19 protein-coding genes are annotated in these 14,411 nt (G+C 47.5%); 15 read left to right on the top strand and 4 right to left on the bottom strand.

What is annotated here, in order from left to right; translation table 11 throughout:
• The first annotated feature begins 135 nt into the window (after positions 1-135).
• The 3 genes from IEY24_RS00695 to IEY24_RS00685 all read left to right on the top strand — a co-directional run bounded on the left by IEY24_RS00695 (position 136) and on the right by IEY24_RS00685 (position 2,613).
• Positions 136-813, top strand: coding sequence for a response regulator transcription factor (locus IEY24_RS00695; RefSeq protein WP_188927684.1), 678 nt, complete (start codon positions 136-138; stop codon positions 811-813).
• Positions 810-2,180 (top strand): sensor histidine kinase, encoded by a 1,371-nt coding sequence (locus IEY24_RS00690; protein WP_188927683.1) that lies wholly within the window; start codon positions 810-812, stop codon positions 2,178-2,180. Before IEY24_RS00695 ends, IEY24_RS00690 begins: the two co-directional genes overlap by 4 nt.
• Positions 2,181-2,343: 163 nt before the next feature.
• Entirely contained in the window at positions 2,344-2,613 is a 270-nt protein-coding gene (locus tag IEY24_RS00685) for a hypothetical protein (protein ID WP_188927681.1), read from the top strand.
• A 171-nt stretch (positions 2,614-2,784) separates the two neighbouring features.
• Here the strand turns inward: IEY24_RS00685 and IEY24_RS00680 are convergent, their stop codons facing one another.
• A complete protein-coding gene (locus tag IEY24_RS00680) occupies positions 2,785-3,168 on the bottom strand; it encodes a LytR/AlgR family response regulator transcription factor (protein WP_188927678.1) in 384 nt (127 codons plus the stop codon).
• 102 nt (positions 3,169-3,270) lie between these two features.
• Between IEY24_RS00680 and IEY24_RS00675 the strand changes: the two genes are divergently transcribed.
• The 9 genes from IEY24_RS00675 (at position 3,271) to IEY24_RS32690 (ending at position 9,299) form a co-directional block, all read left to right on the top strand.
• Complete coding sequence (locus IEY24_RS00675) at positions 3,271-3,561, top strand: hypothetical protein (RefSeq protein ID WP_188927676.1); 291 nt, start codon at positions 3,271-3,273, stop codon at positions 3,559-3,561.
• A gap of 406 nt (positions 3,562-3,967) precedes the next feature.
• Positions 3,968-4,621 carry a Crp/Fnr family transcriptional regulator gene (locus IEY24_RS00670; protein WP_188927673.1) on the top strand — a complete coding sequence of 218 codons (654 nt, stop codon included), beginning with the start codon at positions 3,968-3,970 and terminating at the stop codon, positions 4,619-4,621.
• A 626-nt stretch (positions 4,622-5,247) separates the two neighbouring features.
• A complete protein-coding gene (locus IEY24_RS00665; protein ID WP_188927672.1) occupies positions 5,248-6,669 on the top strand; it encodes an MBL fold metallo-hydrolase in 1,422 nt (473 codons plus the stop codon).
• Positions 6,670-6,782: 113 nt separating this feature from the next.
• Entirely contained in the window at positions 6,783-6,986 is a 204-nt protein-coding gene (locus IEY24_RS00660) for a YgaP family membrane protein (protein ID WP_188927670.1), read from the top strand.
• 4 nt (positions 6,987-6,990) lie between these two features.
• Positions 6,991-7,296: a rhodanese-like domain-containing protein gene (locus IEY24_RS00655; RefSeq protein WP_188927668.1), complete on the top strand. Its 306-nt coding sequence runs from the start codon at positions 6,991-6,993 to the stop codon at positions 7,294-7,296.
• A 16-nt stretch (positions 7,297-7,312) separates the two neighbouring features.
• Positions 7,313-7,876, top strand: a complete 564-nt coding sequence (locus IEY24_RS00650; protein WP_188927666.1) for a YeeE/YedE family protein — start codon at positions 7,313-7,315, stop codon at positions 7,874-7,876.
• A 65-nt stretch (positions 7,877-7,941) separates the two neighbouring features.
• Positions 7,942-8,502: a class I SAM-dependent methyltransferase gene (locus tag IEY24_RS00645; RefSeq protein WP_229221075.1), complete on the top strand. Its 561-nt coding sequence runs from the start codon at positions 7,942-7,944 to the stop codon at positions 8,500-8,502.
• Between the two features lie 66 nt (positions 8,503-8,568).
• Positions 8,569-9,015, top strand: coding sequence for a DUF6691 family protein (locus IEY24_RS00640; protein ID WP_229222059.1), 447 nt, complete (start codon positions 8,569-8,571; stop codon positions 9,013-9,015).
• A gap of 74 nt (positions 9,016-9,089) precedes the next feature.
• Positions 9,090-9,299, top strand: coding sequence for a DUF6132 family protein (locus tag IEY24_RS32690; protein ID WP_308420576.1), 210 nt, complete (start codon positions 9,090-9,092; stop codon positions 9,297-9,299).
• Positions 9,300-9,315: 16 nt separating this feature from the next.
• Here IEY24_RS32690 and IEY24_RS00635 read toward each other — a convergent pair whose 3' ends face one another.
• Together IEY24_RS00635 and IEY24_RS00630 are read right to left on the bottom strand one after the other, a co-directional pair.
• A complete protein-coding gene (locus tag IEY24_RS00635) occupies positions 9,316-9,660 on the bottom strand; it encodes a DsrE family protein (protein ID WP_188927660.1) in 345 nt (114 codons plus the stop codon).
• Between the two features lie 13 nt (positions 9,661-9,673).
• On the bottom strand, positions 9,674-10,129 hold the full coding sequence (locus tag IEY24_RS00630) for a DsrE family protein (protein WP_188927658.1): 456 nt from the start codon (positions 10,127-10,129) through the stop codon (positions 9,674-9,676).
• Between the two features lie 260 nt (positions 10,130-10,389).
• On the opposite strand from IEY24_RS00630, the gene IEY24_RS00625 reads away from it, so the two are divergent.
• From IEY24_RS00625 to IEY24_RS00615, 3 genes are all read left to right on the top strand, one after another.
• The gene (locus IEY24_RS00625) at positions 10,390-11,199 is read left to right on the top strand and encodes a sulfite exporter TauE/SafE family protein (protein ID WP_188927656.1); all 810 of its coding nucleotides are present in this window, start codon (positions 10,390-10,392) and stop codon (positions 11,197-11,199) included.
• 116 nt (positions 11,200-11,315) lie between these two features.
• Positions 11,316-12,425, top strand: a complete 1,110-nt coding sequence (locus IEY24_RS00620; RefSeq protein ID WP_229221073.1) for a c-type cytochrome — start codon at positions 11,316-11,318, stop codon at positions 12,423-12,425.
• The gene (locus tag IEY24_RS00615) at positions 12,422-13,822 is read left to right on the top strand and encodes an OprD family outer membrane porin (RefSeq protein ID WP_188927654.1); all 1,401 of its coding nucleotides are present in this window, start codon (positions 12,422-12,424) and stop codon (positions 13,820-13,822) included. Before IEY24_RS00620 ends, IEY24_RS00615 begins: the two co-directional genes overlap by 4 nt.
• 262 nt (positions 13,823-14,084) lie before the next feature.
• Here the strand turns inward: IEY24_RS00615 and IEY24_RS00610 are convergent, their stop codons facing one another.
• Positions 14,085-14,297 carry a DUF2442 domain-containing protein gene (locus IEY24_RS00610; protein ID WP_262892344.1) on the bottom strand — a complete coding sequence of 71 codons (213 nt, stop codon included), beginning with the start codon at positions 14,295-14,297 and terminating at the stop codon, positions 14,085-14,087.
• Positions 14,298-14,411: the final 114 nt, after the last annotated feature.

The raw sequence follows: 14,411 nt of genomic DNA, 5'->3' as shown, positions 1-14,411 counted from the left end.
ATTTGAAACCCAAAGTAAACAGGCAACTTCTTATAGGGTAGTTAGAAGGTTATTAAAAGTTGATTAGAGGAACCATTTTTATAGGTTTTCTAAGGCCAAGGGTTGTTAATTTGGTAACATAAACAACCAATGCACATGAATGTATTAGTCGTAGAAGATGATGTCGAACTAACACAGTTCATCCAAAAAGGCCTGGTCTCTGAGGGGATAGGTGTCTCAATCGCTTTCGATGGAGTTATCGGGCGCACTATGGTCAACGAAAACCGGTTTGATGTGGTGGTGCTGGACGTAAACCTGCCGGGTGTCAATGGGCTGGACCTTTGCCGCTTTATCAAGCAAAACTGGCCGGCTGTTCCTGTAATCATGCTCACAGCGTTGGGCAGCCTGGATAATAAGGTATTGGGCTTCGAAGCGGGCGCGGACGATTACCTTGCCAAACCTTTTGCCTTTAAGGAATTGCTTTTCCGACTGAAAGCGCTGGCCCGAAGACACCCGGCCCGCGCACCGCGCCCGAAGCGGTTGGAAGTGCTTGACCTTGCTATTGAGACCGATTCGCACCGGGTGTGGCGTGGGGGCGAAAGGGTTGAATTAACCGCGCGTGAATATGCATTGCTGGAATACCTGATGCTCAACCAGGGGCGGGTAGTCAACCGGATCGACCTGCTTGAAAATGTCTGGGACGTGCACTTCAACAGCAATACCAATGTGGTGGACGTTTATATCAACTACCTGCGAAGAAAGGTGGACCGGACGGAGCCCAAGTTGCTACACACTGTATTTGGCGTTGGATATATGTTAGGGGCTGAGCCATGAGCATCAAGCAGCGGATTACAATCTGGTTTGCCGCACTGGTAGCATCTTTGCTACTGCTGTTTTCACTTTTCATTTACCAGACCTATGAATCCTACCGCCGGTCTCTGATGCGCAACCGGTTGCAGCGGCGTGCGCTAGCCGGACAGCTGTACTTTCAAAACCGTGTCGAATTTCACAGCTCGGGCTACCTCACCCTGCCAGATCAGCATGAAACCATTCTTGGGCCAGCCAATAATGTCATTTATAAGTCCTCTGGACCAGACGACCACAAGCTCACCAAAGGACTGCTGGCTCAGGCACGAAAGGGAGAAGTACAGTTCACGTATGATGCGCCTCCATGGAACAAACCTAAGGAAGGAGTAGCGCTTTCATTTATCATCGGCGGGCAGCGCTATGTATCGGTTGTGACCGCCTACGACCTACCCGGCAGGCAAGCCTCCAACAGCCTTCTTTTCATATTGTTTGTAGGAAACATCGTATTACTGGTCATTGTCGCTTTTGCAGGTTTCTGGTTTGCACGCCGGTCGATGCGCCCTTTTGATCAGTTGATAGAGCAAATGAACCCCTCTGCTGCCAACGATTTTTCATTTAGGCTCCAAAGCACTTCCAAAGCTGACGAGGCAGCTTATCTGGCTGGCTCATTCAATGAACTTTTGGGAAGACTGCAAGTGCTCGCCGACAGCCAGGAGCATTTTGTCGCCTATGCGTCGCACGAAATCCGTACGCCTTTGACAGTAGTGAAAGGGATTCTTGAAACTTCGATTGCATACGACAAACAGCTTACCGATACTCGCCTCAGCATGGAAAAAGCTTTGCTGCGGCTGGAAGACGCAATCAATTTAGCCAATTCTCTGCTTCAGCTTGCTGAGGTCGAAGGACTGCAATCCGTTAAGATGCAGCAAGATGTCAACATTGTTGATACAATCCTGGATACGATATCTTACTTCGGAGAAAAGCATCCCAATCAAAAGATAGATTTCGCATTATCAGATACATTTACAGAAAGGAGTCAGCTTACGCACGTTATGGGCAGCTCGATCCTTCTCAGGACCGTGCTGATCAATATCCTTGACAACGCCAGCAAGTATTCAGAAAAAAAACCTATTTCATTGGATGTGGATTTAACTGGTAGTCAAATGGCCATTACTGTCACCGACCAAGGAATAGGGATTCCGGATAAACAGATTTCGGAGATTTTCATGCCTATGATGCGGGCTAATAATGTAGGCAAGATTCCTGGCTTTGGATTAGGGCTAACCATCGCAAAGAAAATCATCGACATCCATCAGGGGACCCTTCAAGTCGTTTCCAAAACCAATCAGACTTCTGTGTCCATTTGGCTTCCTGCAAGTACAATACCGACTTAGCAGGCATTGGGAAACGAAAGCATTGAAAACGTCAGCTTACCATCAGGCGGGGAGTCAAACACCGGGCAACTCTTGGTGAGAAAATGTAACGTTGAGCCGGAAATCGCCCTAATATGGTTGCCTAATACCGAAAACCATGTGCATTAAGTGAAGCTTGAATTAGATGTTAGTTTTCTTACTCGTTATCCTGGCGGTAGGCGCTTTTTGCCCTGCGATCATTTACTTTGCCAACCGGCTAGGTCGCGCTAAGTTTCTGGCCAGACTCAGACAGGAAAATCTGGACAGAATCAAGGCTGATCTGGATGAGCTTTCACGCTCATTTAATAATGGGATTCTCAATGAAGAAGAGTTTGAAAAAAAGAGCAATCTTCTGATTGACGAGCTATTAGAGCAGCTCTTTGGCGCGGCAAACCAAGAAAACGAACAGGTATGAGCGCGAGCGCCGGATACCTGAGCAGTTTACCAGAATGTTGCTTCCCTGAGCAGACCGCTGCTCCCCGACAGTATCATCTCCGTTTCTGAGAGTGTGGTACTGCTACAAACCAATAGATTTTCAAAAATGACTGACGGCTATATTAAAGTCAGATGATATTTTCCGAATGCATTATAAATCAGGTTTGCCGGAAAGGTTCCGTTGTTGAACGCGCTCGGTCAGCGCGTCGCGATACGTCCTGCTTACAGGGATCTCTTTTTTGCCGATCCATATTGAATTGTCCTGAATGGCTTCGATCTTTGAAAACTGAATGATAAAAGAACGGTGCACCCTTATGAACTGCGAGGCTGGCAAGATCTCTTCCATTTTTCCGAGCTGCATTAGCGACATCAGGCGATCGGCGCTGCGGTGGATAAAAACATATTCGCTGTAGGCTTCCAGATAGTCGATATCGCTCAATGTTATCTTGTAGGTTTTGGCATCGGATTTGATAAAAATATAATCCTGCTCATTATCCGCCAGCGGATTTTGGCGTATAGTATTACGAGTTCCCAATGCGCACACTACCGCTGCCGACTACCTGAAATTCCTGGAAATGTTGGTTAACCGGGCACCTATAACGGCAATCGCGTACTAAGTGAAAACGCTATCGGGGTCATGCTTAGCGACCAGACTGAAAACGCGGAAATCACCGGGACACCATACGCCACCAATCCATTCTCACCGACGCCTCAAAGGCCGGTCCGCTACGGTGTCGGCAACTGGCTCGATGTAGTCGATACCAATGGCCGTGTATTGGAAAGTAGCAGTCCCGGGCTATTTGGTACACATCCATGGCAGGATTCCAAGCACAAAATCGCAGGCATTATTTTCACCCAAACGACGCCGAGATTGAGTAGCATGACTAGCCTCGAAGTGCGTAAGATGATCCGCGATATTGTGGAATAAAAGCTTCCGGCTGCCCGTTAGCTTGGTCTGATCAGAAGACACTGAACAGAAGGCACCGCTGACCAATGATATCAAAGATGCCCAAACATTTTGGCCAGGTTCATTAATCCTGTGTTTGGAATTGTTTACGAACGAGCCTGCGATCTCGTTATTTGTGTTCCCGGTTTATCGCTGAACTTGAAAAACGTCTCAGGGCTCGACTCCTTTGCTAGCAAAGAGTCAAGCCTTGAGCGCCTGGCTACTACAAAGACCTGCTCAACCTTCGAATAAAATCCCCTGAAACAACGGTCCAAAGATAGAAAAATCTGTCGAGCGCTCTTCGAAGTTTTATGCGACTATGTGACCAGAGTCACATATCGGCGGTGACGATTTTGTAAATTTGCAGCTTTCCCAATTTTGTCAGAAAATGAACGTACACACAGAGAAGGCTGCAATAAGAGAATTTTTGCAGACCCATTTTAGCCAATTTGAGACGGAGCTGGCCAGGAAGCTGGCCGAACACAGCGTCCTACGGGAATTCGAAAGTGATGAGCAGTTGATGCGACCGGGACAATATTTTAAATCCACCATGCTTATCGTGCAAGGAGGCGTAAAGCTGTACCGGGAAGACCAGGATGGCAACGAATTTTTTATTTATCAACTGGGCCCCGGCAATGCATGCGCATTATCCATGATCTGCGCGACAAAAAAAGAACAGAGTCAGATCTCCGCCAGGGCGGTAGAGCTCACAAAAGCGATACTCGTCCCCATCGCACTGATGGATGAGCTGATGACAAGCTATAAAAGCTGGTACTATTTCGTGTTGGAAACTTACCGGTCCCGGTTTGAAGAACTTTTGTTGGTTGTAGACAGTATTGCTTTTCGAAGCATGGACGAACGGCTGGAGTTTTATCTTAAAAACCAACAGAGACTCCTGAACAATGATGAAATACCGATCACTCACCAACAAATTGCCGTAGATCTGAATTCATCCAGGGAGGTTGTATCTCGTCTGTTAAAGAAGATGGAACAAAGAGGAATGCTCCGACTAGGCAGAAACACGATCAAAATAATCACGTGATGAATTTGCGTCTTCAATTGTATTGGGAAAAGTAGCGTCGGATTGGCCGTGCTTTGGCAGGCGGCGGAAGCATGCAAATATAAAAAGGAAGCCAGGCCAACATGATCAAAGTCTGGCCCACCGAGGGATCAGGTACATTTATCTCACTGGGGGGCCAGCTACCCAACTGAGCCGAGAGGAAGGCGCTGCTGGACGATCATCGCTTCTACGGAAAGTCACAGCAAATACTTTGACGAGCTTTTCTGCCGTTACCCGAAAAACACGACTTTCTGCAATTACCTTCATTACCAGCGCAACATATCTGCGAGATGCCCAAGGACTCAGGTGAGCTAGATAATGTTGCCATCAAGTAGGGCCTTACCCAGCAATTCCGGGTGAAAGATCTCACAATTCGTCCTGCGACCTCGCTGTCTACTTACAAAACAGAGTTTAGCGCGATCAAAGACCTTAAAAGCACGCTCGAATAGCAAGCTGATTAGCAACATTTTACGAAATACAGATTTTCAAAAGGCCCGTCGAATTTATTTTGCCTGGAAATTTTCCCTTACGTGACAAATATCACTGACGGGCTCGCCTCCCATTCCGAAATTTGTATCATTCTTTTAGAAAAACAAACAAGGAAAGCTATGCGAATCGAACAAATCTATACAGGCTGTCTGGCACAGGGCGCCTATTACATTGAAAGCAACGGTGAGGCAGTCGTAATTGACCCCCTTCGCGAGGTCGAACCGTATATCAAACGGGCCCAAAAAGACGGGGCAAAAATCAGGTATGTACTTGAAACGCACTTTCATGCTGATTTTGTCTCCGGCCACATTGATTTGGCTGAAAAAACCGGAGCGCAAATCGTATTTGGCCCCACCGCCAAGCCGGGATTCCCCGCCCATGTTGCACAGGATGGTGAGCTACTGAAAGTAGGTAGTGCCACAATCAAAGTGCTGCACACTCCAGGGCATACGATGGAGAGCACCTGCTTTCTTCTCTCCGATGAAAATGGAAAGGATATAGGGCTTTTTACCGGCGACACTCTATTTATCGGGGATGTCGGCCGTCCGGATCTGGCGCAAAAGGTGGTGGCAGACCTTACCCAGGATAAACTGGCCCGGCATCTGTACCATTCACTGCGCAACAAGATCATGCCGCTTTCCGATGATATCATGGTCTATCCGGCTCACGGCGCAGGCAGCGCATGTGGTAAAAATATGAGCAAAGAGACAACCGATACACTAGGCAATCAGAAACTGTTCAATTATGCGCTACGCGCTGATATGACCGAGCAGGAGTTTGTGAAAGAAGTAACTGACGGGCTGATGCCTCCGCCTGCATACTTCCCCGAAAACGTCATGATGAACATCAAGGGGTACGAAAGCATCGATACGGTACTCCAGCGCGGAAACGCTGCGCTCTATCCCGATGCCTTTGAAGCCGCAGCCAATGAAACCGACGCGCTATTGCTCGATACCCGTGATGCCGGCGTCTTTGCCCAGGGATTTATACCCAATTCGATCAATATCGGGATTGATGGCAGTTTTGCCCCCTGGGTTGGCGCGATGATTCCCGATATCAACCAGAAAATACTGGTCATTGCCGACCAGGGCAGAGAAGAAGAGGTCGTAACCAGACTGGCAAGGGTCGGCTACGATTACACTATCGGCTACCTCAAAGGTGGTTTTCAGGCCTGGGAAAAGGCAGGAAAGGAAACAGATCAGATAGAATCGGTAACGGCCATCGAAATGGCAGAGCTTCTCAAAAAGGCCCCTTCCCTGACCGTGCTTGATGTACGCAAGGCAAGTGAGCACTTTTCCGAGCACGTGATCGGCTCCGAAAATATACCGCTGGATTACCTGAATGACCGCCTGGCTGAGATCGGCAAAGATAAAACCTACCTGGTCCACTGCGCCGGAGGATACCGTTCGATGATTTTTAACTCCATCCTTAAATCAAGAGGATACGATAATCTGATTGACGTTCAGGGAGGCTTTAAAGCCATTAAAGAATCGGGACTTGTGCCGGTAAGCAATTACGTATGCCCGAGTACCATGTTGTAGAAGCCAGCCGGGATACCTGCCTGTCATTAGAAACGAATCAAAACAGTATTCCGGAAACGCCCGTCCGTTTCTGACCTAGAATTTAATCTTTAACCAGTTAAACCAACCATGTGATGAAATCAAACTTGGAAAACGCGGACAAAATAGTCCGCGTGCTAGTCCTCCTTGGAGCCTTGGTGCTATACTTCATGGAAGTAACATCGGGAGTTTTCGGAATCGCGCTGATTGTGATCGGTTCGGTGCTGCTGCTGACTTCATTGTTGAATTATTGCCCATTGTATTCCGTGCTGGGTATCTCTACCAAAAGAAAAAAGTAAACTTATGGGAATCTTATCATCATTATTCGGATCAAAAAGTTTGGATTACAAAACCCTTGTTCAGCAAGGGGCGCTTGTTGTAGATGTTCGCTCTGCTCAGGAGTTCACAGCAGGGCATATTCCGGGGAGCATCAACATTCCCCTGGATCAGATCAATGCAAAGGCGGAGATGCTGCTCAAAAAAGGCAAACCAGTAATTACATGCTGCCGGAGTGGCGCAAGGAGCGGCATGGCCGAAAGCATGTTGAGATCTGCCGGCGTAGACGCCTACAACGGAGGCTCATGGGATAGCCTCAAACAGAAAATCTAAACTACGAAACACTGACATGCTGGAAATAATCAAGCAACCATGGCCCTGGTACGTAGCAGGGCCACTTATCGGCCTGACCGTGCCCGCCCTGCTGATTCTTGGCAACAAGTCATTTGGGATATCGTCTTCATTGAGGCATGCCTGCGCCGCGTGCCTTCCGGCCGGAATTCCGTTCTTTAAATATGAATGGAAAAAAGAAACCTGGAACCTGGTATTTGTACTGGGGATTTTTCTGGGAGGCGCGATCGCGGCACATTTGCTGACCAACCCCGCTTCCATCAAGGTTAACGAAAATCTGGTAAAAGAGCTCGCCGTATATGGTATAACGGACTTTTCTTCGATGGTACCCACCGACATTGTGAGCTGGGAAAACCTATTCACCGCTTCCGGCCTGATCATGATGGTTGGCGGAGGCTTTCTGGTAGGATTTGGGGCTCGCTACGCCGGAGGATGTACGAGCGGGCATGCCATTATGGGTCTGTCCACATTACAATGGCCATCTTTGGTAGCTACAATCTGTTTTATGATTGGAGGATTTGTGATGGCTAACTGGATATTGCCGATCATTCTCAGTTTATAAATATGATAGATGACGCATTAAAAACACATTGGGAGGATGTATATAGAACCAAACAATCCGACCAGATGAGCTGGACTCAGCCCAGGCCAGACACTTCCCTGACCTTGATAGACGCCTTGCAACTCGATAAAAACGGTCCCATCATTGACATTGGTGGGGGGGAAAGCATGCTGGTTGACTACCTGTTACAAGCGGGCTTTACAGATATTACCGTTCTGGATATCTCACAAACGGCAATCAATCGTGCAAAGGCCCGACTGGGCTCGTTATCCGGCCGGGTGACCTGGATTGTCAGCAACGTTCTAGACTTTATTCCATCACGAGCCTACCGGGTTTGGCATGACAGAGCTACTTTTCATTTTTTAACCGACAAGCAGGACATCGAAAAGTATGTCGGAATCGTTGAGAAATCGATCAATGAGGGGAATCTCATACTGGGTACTTTTTCGATGACCGGACCGGCAAAGTGCAGTGGATTGCCGGTGACGCAATATGATCACAGCTCGCTTGCAGAGGTTTTCAGCCAACGTTTTCGATTGGTCGAAAGCCTCCATGTTGATCACATTACGCCGCTGAACACCCGTCAGAATTTCATTTTTTCGAATTTTAAAAAACTAATGCTGTAGTATATGAGCAACTCCACATTTGAAATAACCAAAGAGAAAGAACACGAAGTCCGCGCAACCGACGCGATGTGTATCAATGAAAGCCAACAGGACCACAAGTGGTATTACAACTTTAAATATCTAATTACAGGTGTATTGTTCGGTATCGTATTTGTCAAAGCCGAAGTGATCAGCTGGTTCAGGATACAGGAAATGTTCCGTCTTCAGTCTTTTCACATGTATGGGATTATAGGCGGCGCGGTGCTCGTAGGAATGCTCTCCGTATGGCTGATCAAAACTTTGAAAATCAAGACCATACATGGAGAAGAAATTACTTTCTCTGATAAAAAATTCAACAAAGGACAAATTTATGGCGGGCTGATATTTGGATTGGGCTGGGGGCTTACCGGCGCCTGCCCCGGTCCTTTATTCGCGCAGATTGGCGTAGGGGCAACGGTAGTAATGGCGACCTTACTAAGCGCTGTGGCGGGAACCTGGGTGTACGGACGTTTCAGGGAGCAGCTACCCCACTGAGATTAAAAACCAGGGGAGAGCGGTTGGAACCTATCCCCTGTTATTTTCACTATGCACTCAATAATCTTGCGTTGATGTGCCGAAAACTTTATTCAATGATGAAAAAAGCTTCAATCTGGTATCCTTTAGCGGGCATAGCGATCGGGTCAGTCTTAGGTTATTTGTATTACCATTTTATAGGCTGCTCTTCTGGTACATGCCCCATTACGTCCAACCCGGTTAATTCAACCCTTTATGGTGCTGTGATGGGCGGACTATTGATCAGTTCGTTGGTCAGAAAATAAACTATGTCAATGCTCATTAGCCAGCCTTTACATAACTCCATCCTTGCTGTTGTTTAATTACCAGGTCCGCTATTGCGGAAGGGATTATTTCCAGGCCGGCAATGAGGCCGGTTTCTGATTTGCCATTTGAAACGAGCATGTTGTGACACACGACAACGACAACTCTACGCAAGAGCAGCGCCTGGATTTCACTCTGGAACACGTTGCTCTCAGCCATACAGAACGGCAGAGACGCACCATGGCAAACTATCCTGACCTGGATGTCGCCGCTAAAATAATCCAGCAGGTTGTTGACCTGCCGGATCATACTGCGATACACTCTTCTATCGTCCGAGGTCAGCTGTATGATTGCCTTATACATTTTTGAGGAATTATTAAGGATGTATGTAAGCCCAGCCATCGGCCTGCCGTATGATCAGTTCACCGTTCGCGCTGGGCACAAATGAAACAAATGGCCACAGTTGCTGCTTACCAATCTTTCTTTCCCGCAAGGTATTTTCGCATTGAGCCAGTATTACACCCTTATTCAGCAGTGCCTCAAGTTCGGCCTGATAAGGGCCATCCTTCATGTAAAGCGCCACACCGCCTCCGTGTACAATCAACTCAATCTGTATTTTCCCTTTCAATCGCGGATCATCCAGCGCGTTCTGGATGTTCTTCAGCGTCGCCTTTATTTTCTTATCATCGTCGGAATTAAGCTGATAAATCGCTTTATACATTTTTTTTGTTGCCCGGGCAACATTGAATACAGGTGGATCTGCCTTCTGTGCGATGGCCGAAAGCGAGGGTGCCATAAGTATGGCCAGGCTTGCGAGTCTGAAAACATTCATTTGTGTCTTATTTATGTTGGGCCGCCAAGTTGCACAAAAGCAGCCTAATGCTTTGTGACATTTGTTACAAAGTGGCGGGGATTGCAGGGTAACATGGTGATCAATTTCGGCGATCTGCTCTTCGGTACTTTTTTGCCGAAACTGTATTGGAGTTCCTACAAATCGCTGATGTAATTTTTCATGTGTAACATTTATCACTGACCAGGGCTTTTGCGGCAGGTACTTTTGCAGGGTAATTAATTCAATAATCTCATCAAAACATGAACTCCACAGAAGTTTTGGGATTTTCGGCCTCCATATTGATCGGGATAAGCCTTGGGCTAATCGGCGGCGGAGGCAGTATACTCACATTGCCAGTGCTCGTATACGTAATGGGTATCAATCCGGTGCTTTCAACGGCATATTCCCTTTTTGTTGTAGGTACCACTTCGTTGGCAGGCTCATTCAATTTTATGCGCAAAGGGCTTGTCAACTACAAAGCGGCCCTTGTTTTTGCCATTCCTTCCTTTGTCGCCGTATTTCTCACACGAAAATACTTCGTTCCGATCATACCGGATTCACTGTTTACCCTTGGCGGCTTGGAAGTAACCAAAAATATGGGGATCATGCTCTTTTTCGCCCTGGTGATGCTGGCTTCCTCCTATTCGATGATCAAAGAAAATAAATCAGAGCCGGAAGAAGCCCGCGGCGAGCTTGAATTCAACTATCCGCTGATCGGGCTTGAAGGAGGGGTGGTAGGTATGCTCACCGGCATTGTTGGCGCGGGAGGTGGGTTTCTAATCATCCCGGCATTGGTTTTATTGGCAAAACTGCCCATGAAAATGGCAGTTGGGACTTCCCTACTGGTCATTGCAGCTAAATCACTGATTGGTTTTGCTGGTGATATTTCAAATACGACCATTGACTGGACTTTCCTTTTGGAATTTACATCGCTATCCATAGTGGGAATCTTTCTTGGATCGTTCCTTGCCAAATTTATATCAGGCGAAAAGCTCAAAAAGTTTTTTGGCTGGTTTGTGCTCGTGATGGGCATCTATATCATTTCAAAAGAAATTTTCTTCAAATCGTGACCCGTTCAATGGATGCTGTAAGCCACACCACCACACAATACTTTCCGTAATAGCAAAATGAGAAGACATGAAAAGCTCAAATCAATGCAACATGCGTATATACATAATCGTCATTAATGATGTCTCCCGATGATTCAGTTGTTAAATTAATCCGCTCGCTAAAGCTGCTTGTCGCCCTTTTGGGCGTTGCTCTGGGGTTATTGCTCATACTCTTGCTTACTGTGCCGTTCGGCGCGCGGGAATTCGGTTCAGCTGTACCGACCGGCAAGGAGGTCACTGAAATTAAACCGGCCAATAAAGACCCGCATATGCCGTGGAAAGGCCCGTCTGAAAAGGATATTTCAAAACTCTCCCCGGCGGAGCAGCAAATGGTCAGATACGGAAAAGAACTGATTGTACATACAGCGGATTATCTGGGCCCGAAAGGCCGTGTAAAACATTTGTCCAATGGCATGAATTGTCAGAACTGTCACCTGGACGCGGGCGGCAAACCCTGGGGAAATAACTACTTCGCAGTCGAGGCTACATATCCCAAGTTCAGGGCACGCTCGGGAAAGATTGAAACCCAGACGAAACGGATCAACGATTGTTTTGAGAGAAGCCTGAACGGAGAGCGCCTCGATGAGCAAAGTAATGAAATGACGGCCTTACTGGCTTACATGAGATGGATGGGAACGGGTGTTCCGCCTAGAAAGCTACCTGAGGGCTCGGGGATCTATAAAATACATGATCTTGAACGTGCTGCCGACCCGGTTGCGGGCAAAGTGGTATACGAACAAAAATGTCAGAGCTGTCATCAGACGGCTGGCGAAGGCGTCCTTGCCTCCGATGAAATGCACTATTTATTTCCTCCTCTTTGGGGAAAGCACAGTTACAATACCGGGGCGGGGCTTTACAGAATTTCCAATTTGGCAGGATACGTGAAGGTCAACATGCCGCTCGGCGCTTCTTACGATGCCCCGCAGCTCACTGACGAGCAGGCCTGGGATGTAGCTGCTTTCATAAATTCAATGCCCCGCCCTCAGAAGGACCTGAGTAAAGACTGGCCCGATCCGGCAAGTAAGCCATTCGACCACCCTTTTGGCCCCTACGCCGATCCGTTTCCCGAAAAACAGCACAAGTATGGACCTTTCAATCCAATAAAAGACTGGCAAAAGCAACATAAAAGTTTAAATACTAAATATCTTTCGATGGCAGCGCCTGAGGAAGAAAACCTGTATTTATGAAAAGACACCTTTTTCTTCTCGCCCTATGGCCGATGCTAACTAATTCCCCGCTTTCAGCACAAAAACTACAAAAGTCGCAGGGGGCAGTCAGGGACACGAACACGTTTCGGCATTTCTTAAAAACAGGGAAGTTTTACGGCCATGCCAGGTCCTACTGGTCGGCAACCCTAAACCAAAAACACCTGACCGATTACCACGCCTGGGCAGTGGGTGCCGGAATTGGTTACCAAACACCAAAGTTCTTTCAGCGATTTCAGCTGGGGATCAGCAGCTTTTTCATATTCAACCTGGCCTCATCGGATCTTGCCAGTCCTGATCCGGCCACCTCGATGGTAAACCGCTATGAAATTGGTCTTTTTGATATCGAACGCCCGAATAATCACCAGGATCTTAGTCGCCTGGAGGAATTATACGTCAAAGCTCATCTTGGCAAAAAATCCATACTGACCATCGGTCGACAGATTCCTGAAACACCCTTTATCAACCCACAGGACGGACGTATGAGCCGGACCTTGACCGAGGGTGCCGTGCTGGACATCCAGGAATGCCAACATTTGAAACTACATGGCGAGTACCTATGGCGGATCTCGCCCCGCTCAACCATGCGCTGGTTCGGAGTGGGCGAAAGTATCGGAATGTATCCCGTTGGGATTGGCCCCGCCGGAACATCCTCGCAGTACAAGGGACAGACAGATGCGGATTTCATCGCGGTTTTTAGCGCTACTTACAGAAAAAAGAACTGGGAGATACAGGCATGGGACACCTACGTGGACAATGTCCTGAATACGTTTTTTGTAAAAACAGAGTGGAGGTTCCAAGCCAAAGGGGAAACAAACTGGTTGGCAAGTGCCCAGTTCACAATGCAGAACACCGCAGGAAACGGGGGGAACCCTGACGCCTCAATAGCCTACGCGCAGCCCGGCAGCGGTTCGGTAGTAATCTCAACACGCGTAGGACAAGAGTCTACAAGATTTGACTGGCATCTGAATGCAACGCACATCGGGTCCGGTGGGCGGTACTTGATGCCGAGAGAATGGGGTAAAGAGCCGTTCTACACCTTTATGCCCCGTGAGCGTAACGACGGATTCGGCGACTTGACAGCCGCTACCGTGAATACCCGCTTTAAACCGGGAAAGCATATTGAACTAACGCTGAGCGGAGGATATTTCCATTTGCCTGATGTCAGGAATTTCCAGCTAAACAAATATGGAATGCCTGGCTATTCACAAGTTAATTTAGGCCTTACTTATCAATTTGACCAATATCTGAAAGGACTCAGCGCATTTCTGCTGGTTGTCCGCAAAGACAAACTAGGCAGGATTTATGGCAATGACCGGTATGTATTTAATAAAGTCAACATGGTACATGCCAACTTTATTCTCAATTACCGGTTCTGACATAAAGCTCCGCCTTAAACCGATTCAATTAACATGCTACCTGGACATTCACGTTTCGGCTTTAATTGGCTTTATGCAAGGGCTTGACTATCTAAACACAAGAGTCACAGTCAAAGAAGACCGTTGGCATAGCCCTCGCGTTTTGAAAATTCTGACACAGAAATTCTGTCTTCTGAGAACGTAGAAGTTTGCTTTTCACAAATCATCCTCGAAAACATCAGGCAGTGAGCCCAGTTCAGCCGCCTACGCCACTTTCTCGACATCAACACTTCACTCCGATAAACTCAAATTCCTCAGAACTTAAATCTTCATCTAGATTGGACCAATGAATGCCGAAGGCGGAAAGTTCAAACTGCTCGCGCTCTGCCTGAGAAGCGTTGAAAAGTCTGGGAAACCATTCCAGCAGCATACTCCGCTCTTCACCTGATGTCATCCGAATAACGATGCTTCTCTCGTCAAACCAAACAGATTTAATGGTAATTCTCCTTGTCCATACTCGTTAAATTTCGAACCCGGTCATCCTACACTACCTACGCATGTTCTTGCTCTGGACCACCAGGTACGAAACCAAGACGACCATGTTGACTGG

Origin of the sequence: Dyadobacter endophyticus, assembly GCF_014641595.1 — a bacterium.
In the GTDB taxonomy this organism is placed as follows: domain Bacteria; phylum Bacteroidota; class Bacteroidia; order Cytophagales; family Spirosomataceae; genus Dyadobacter; species Dyadobacter endophyticus.
This window is presented reverse-complemented; position numbering and strand designations above follow the sequence as displayed.

Bases quoted from the DNA above. Each gene is read 5' to 3' on its own strand.
- IEY24_RS00695 (WP_188927684.1), top strand. From the start codon at position 136: ATGAATGTATTAGTCGTAGAAGATGATGTCGAACTAACACAGTTCATC.
- IEY24_RS00690 (WP_188927683.1), top strand. From the start codon at position 810: ATGAGCATCAAGCAGCGGATTACAATCTGGTTTGCCGCACTGGTAGCA.
- IEY24_RS00685 (WP_188927681.1), top strand. From the start codon at position 2,344: ATGTTAGTTTTCTTACTCGTTATCCTGGCGGTAGGCGCTTTTTGCCCT.
- IEY24_RS00675 (WP_188927676.1), top strand. From the start codon at position 3,271: ATGCTTAGCGACCAGACTGAAAACGCGGAAATCACCGGGACACCATAC.
- IEY24_RS00670 (WP_188927673.1), top strand. From the start codon at position 3,968: ATGAACGTACACACAGAGAAGGCTGCAATAAGAGAATTTTTGCAGACC.
- IEY24_RS00665 (WP_188927672.1), top strand. From the start codon at position 5,248: ATGCGAATCGAACAAATCTATACAGGCTGTCTGGCACAGGGCGCCTAT.
- IEY24_RS00660 (WP_188927670.1), top strand. From the start codon at position 6,783: ATGAAATCAAACTTGGAAAACGCGGACAAAATAGTCCGCGTGCTAGTC.
- IEY24_RS00655 (WP_188927668.1), top strand. From the start codon at position 6,991: ATGGGAATCTTATCATCATTATTCGGATCAAAAAGTTTGGATTACAAA.
- IEY24_RS00650 (WP_188927666.1), top strand. From the start codon at position 7,313: ATGCTGGAAATAATCAAGCAACCATGGCCCTGGTACGTAGCAGGGCCA.
- IEY24_RS00645 (WP_229221075.1), top strand. From the start codon at position 7,942: ATGAGCTGGACTCAGCCCAGGCCAGACACTTCCCTGACCTTGATAGAC.
- IEY24_RS00640 (WP_229222059.1), top strand. From the start codon at position 8,569: ATGTGTATCAATGAAAGCCAACAGGACCACAAGTGGTATTACAACTTT.
- IEY24_RS32690 (WP_308420576.1), top strand. From the start codon at position 9,090: ATGTGCCGAAAACTTTATTCAATGATGAAAAAAGCTTCAATCTGGTAT.
- IEY24_RS00635 (WP_188927660.1), bottom strand. From the start codon at position 9,660: ATGTATAAGGCAATCATACAGCTGACCTCGGACGATAGAAGAGTGTAT.
- IEY24_RS00630 (WP_188927658.1), bottom strand. From the start codon at position 10,129: ATGAATGTTTTCAGACTCGCAAGCCTGGCCATACTTATGGCACCCTCG.
- IEY24_RS00625 (WP_188927656.1), top strand. From the start codon at position 10,390: ATGAACTCCACAGAAGTTTTGGGATTTTCGGCCTCCATATTGATCGGG.
- IEY24_RS00620 (WP_229221073.1), top strand. From the start codon at position 11,316: ATGATGTCTCCCGATGATTCAGTTGTTAAATTAATCCGCTCGCTAAAG.
- IEY24_RS00615 (WP_188927654.1), top strand. From the start codon at position 12,422: ATGAAAAGACACCTTTTTCTTCTCGCCCTATGGCCGATGCTAACTAAT.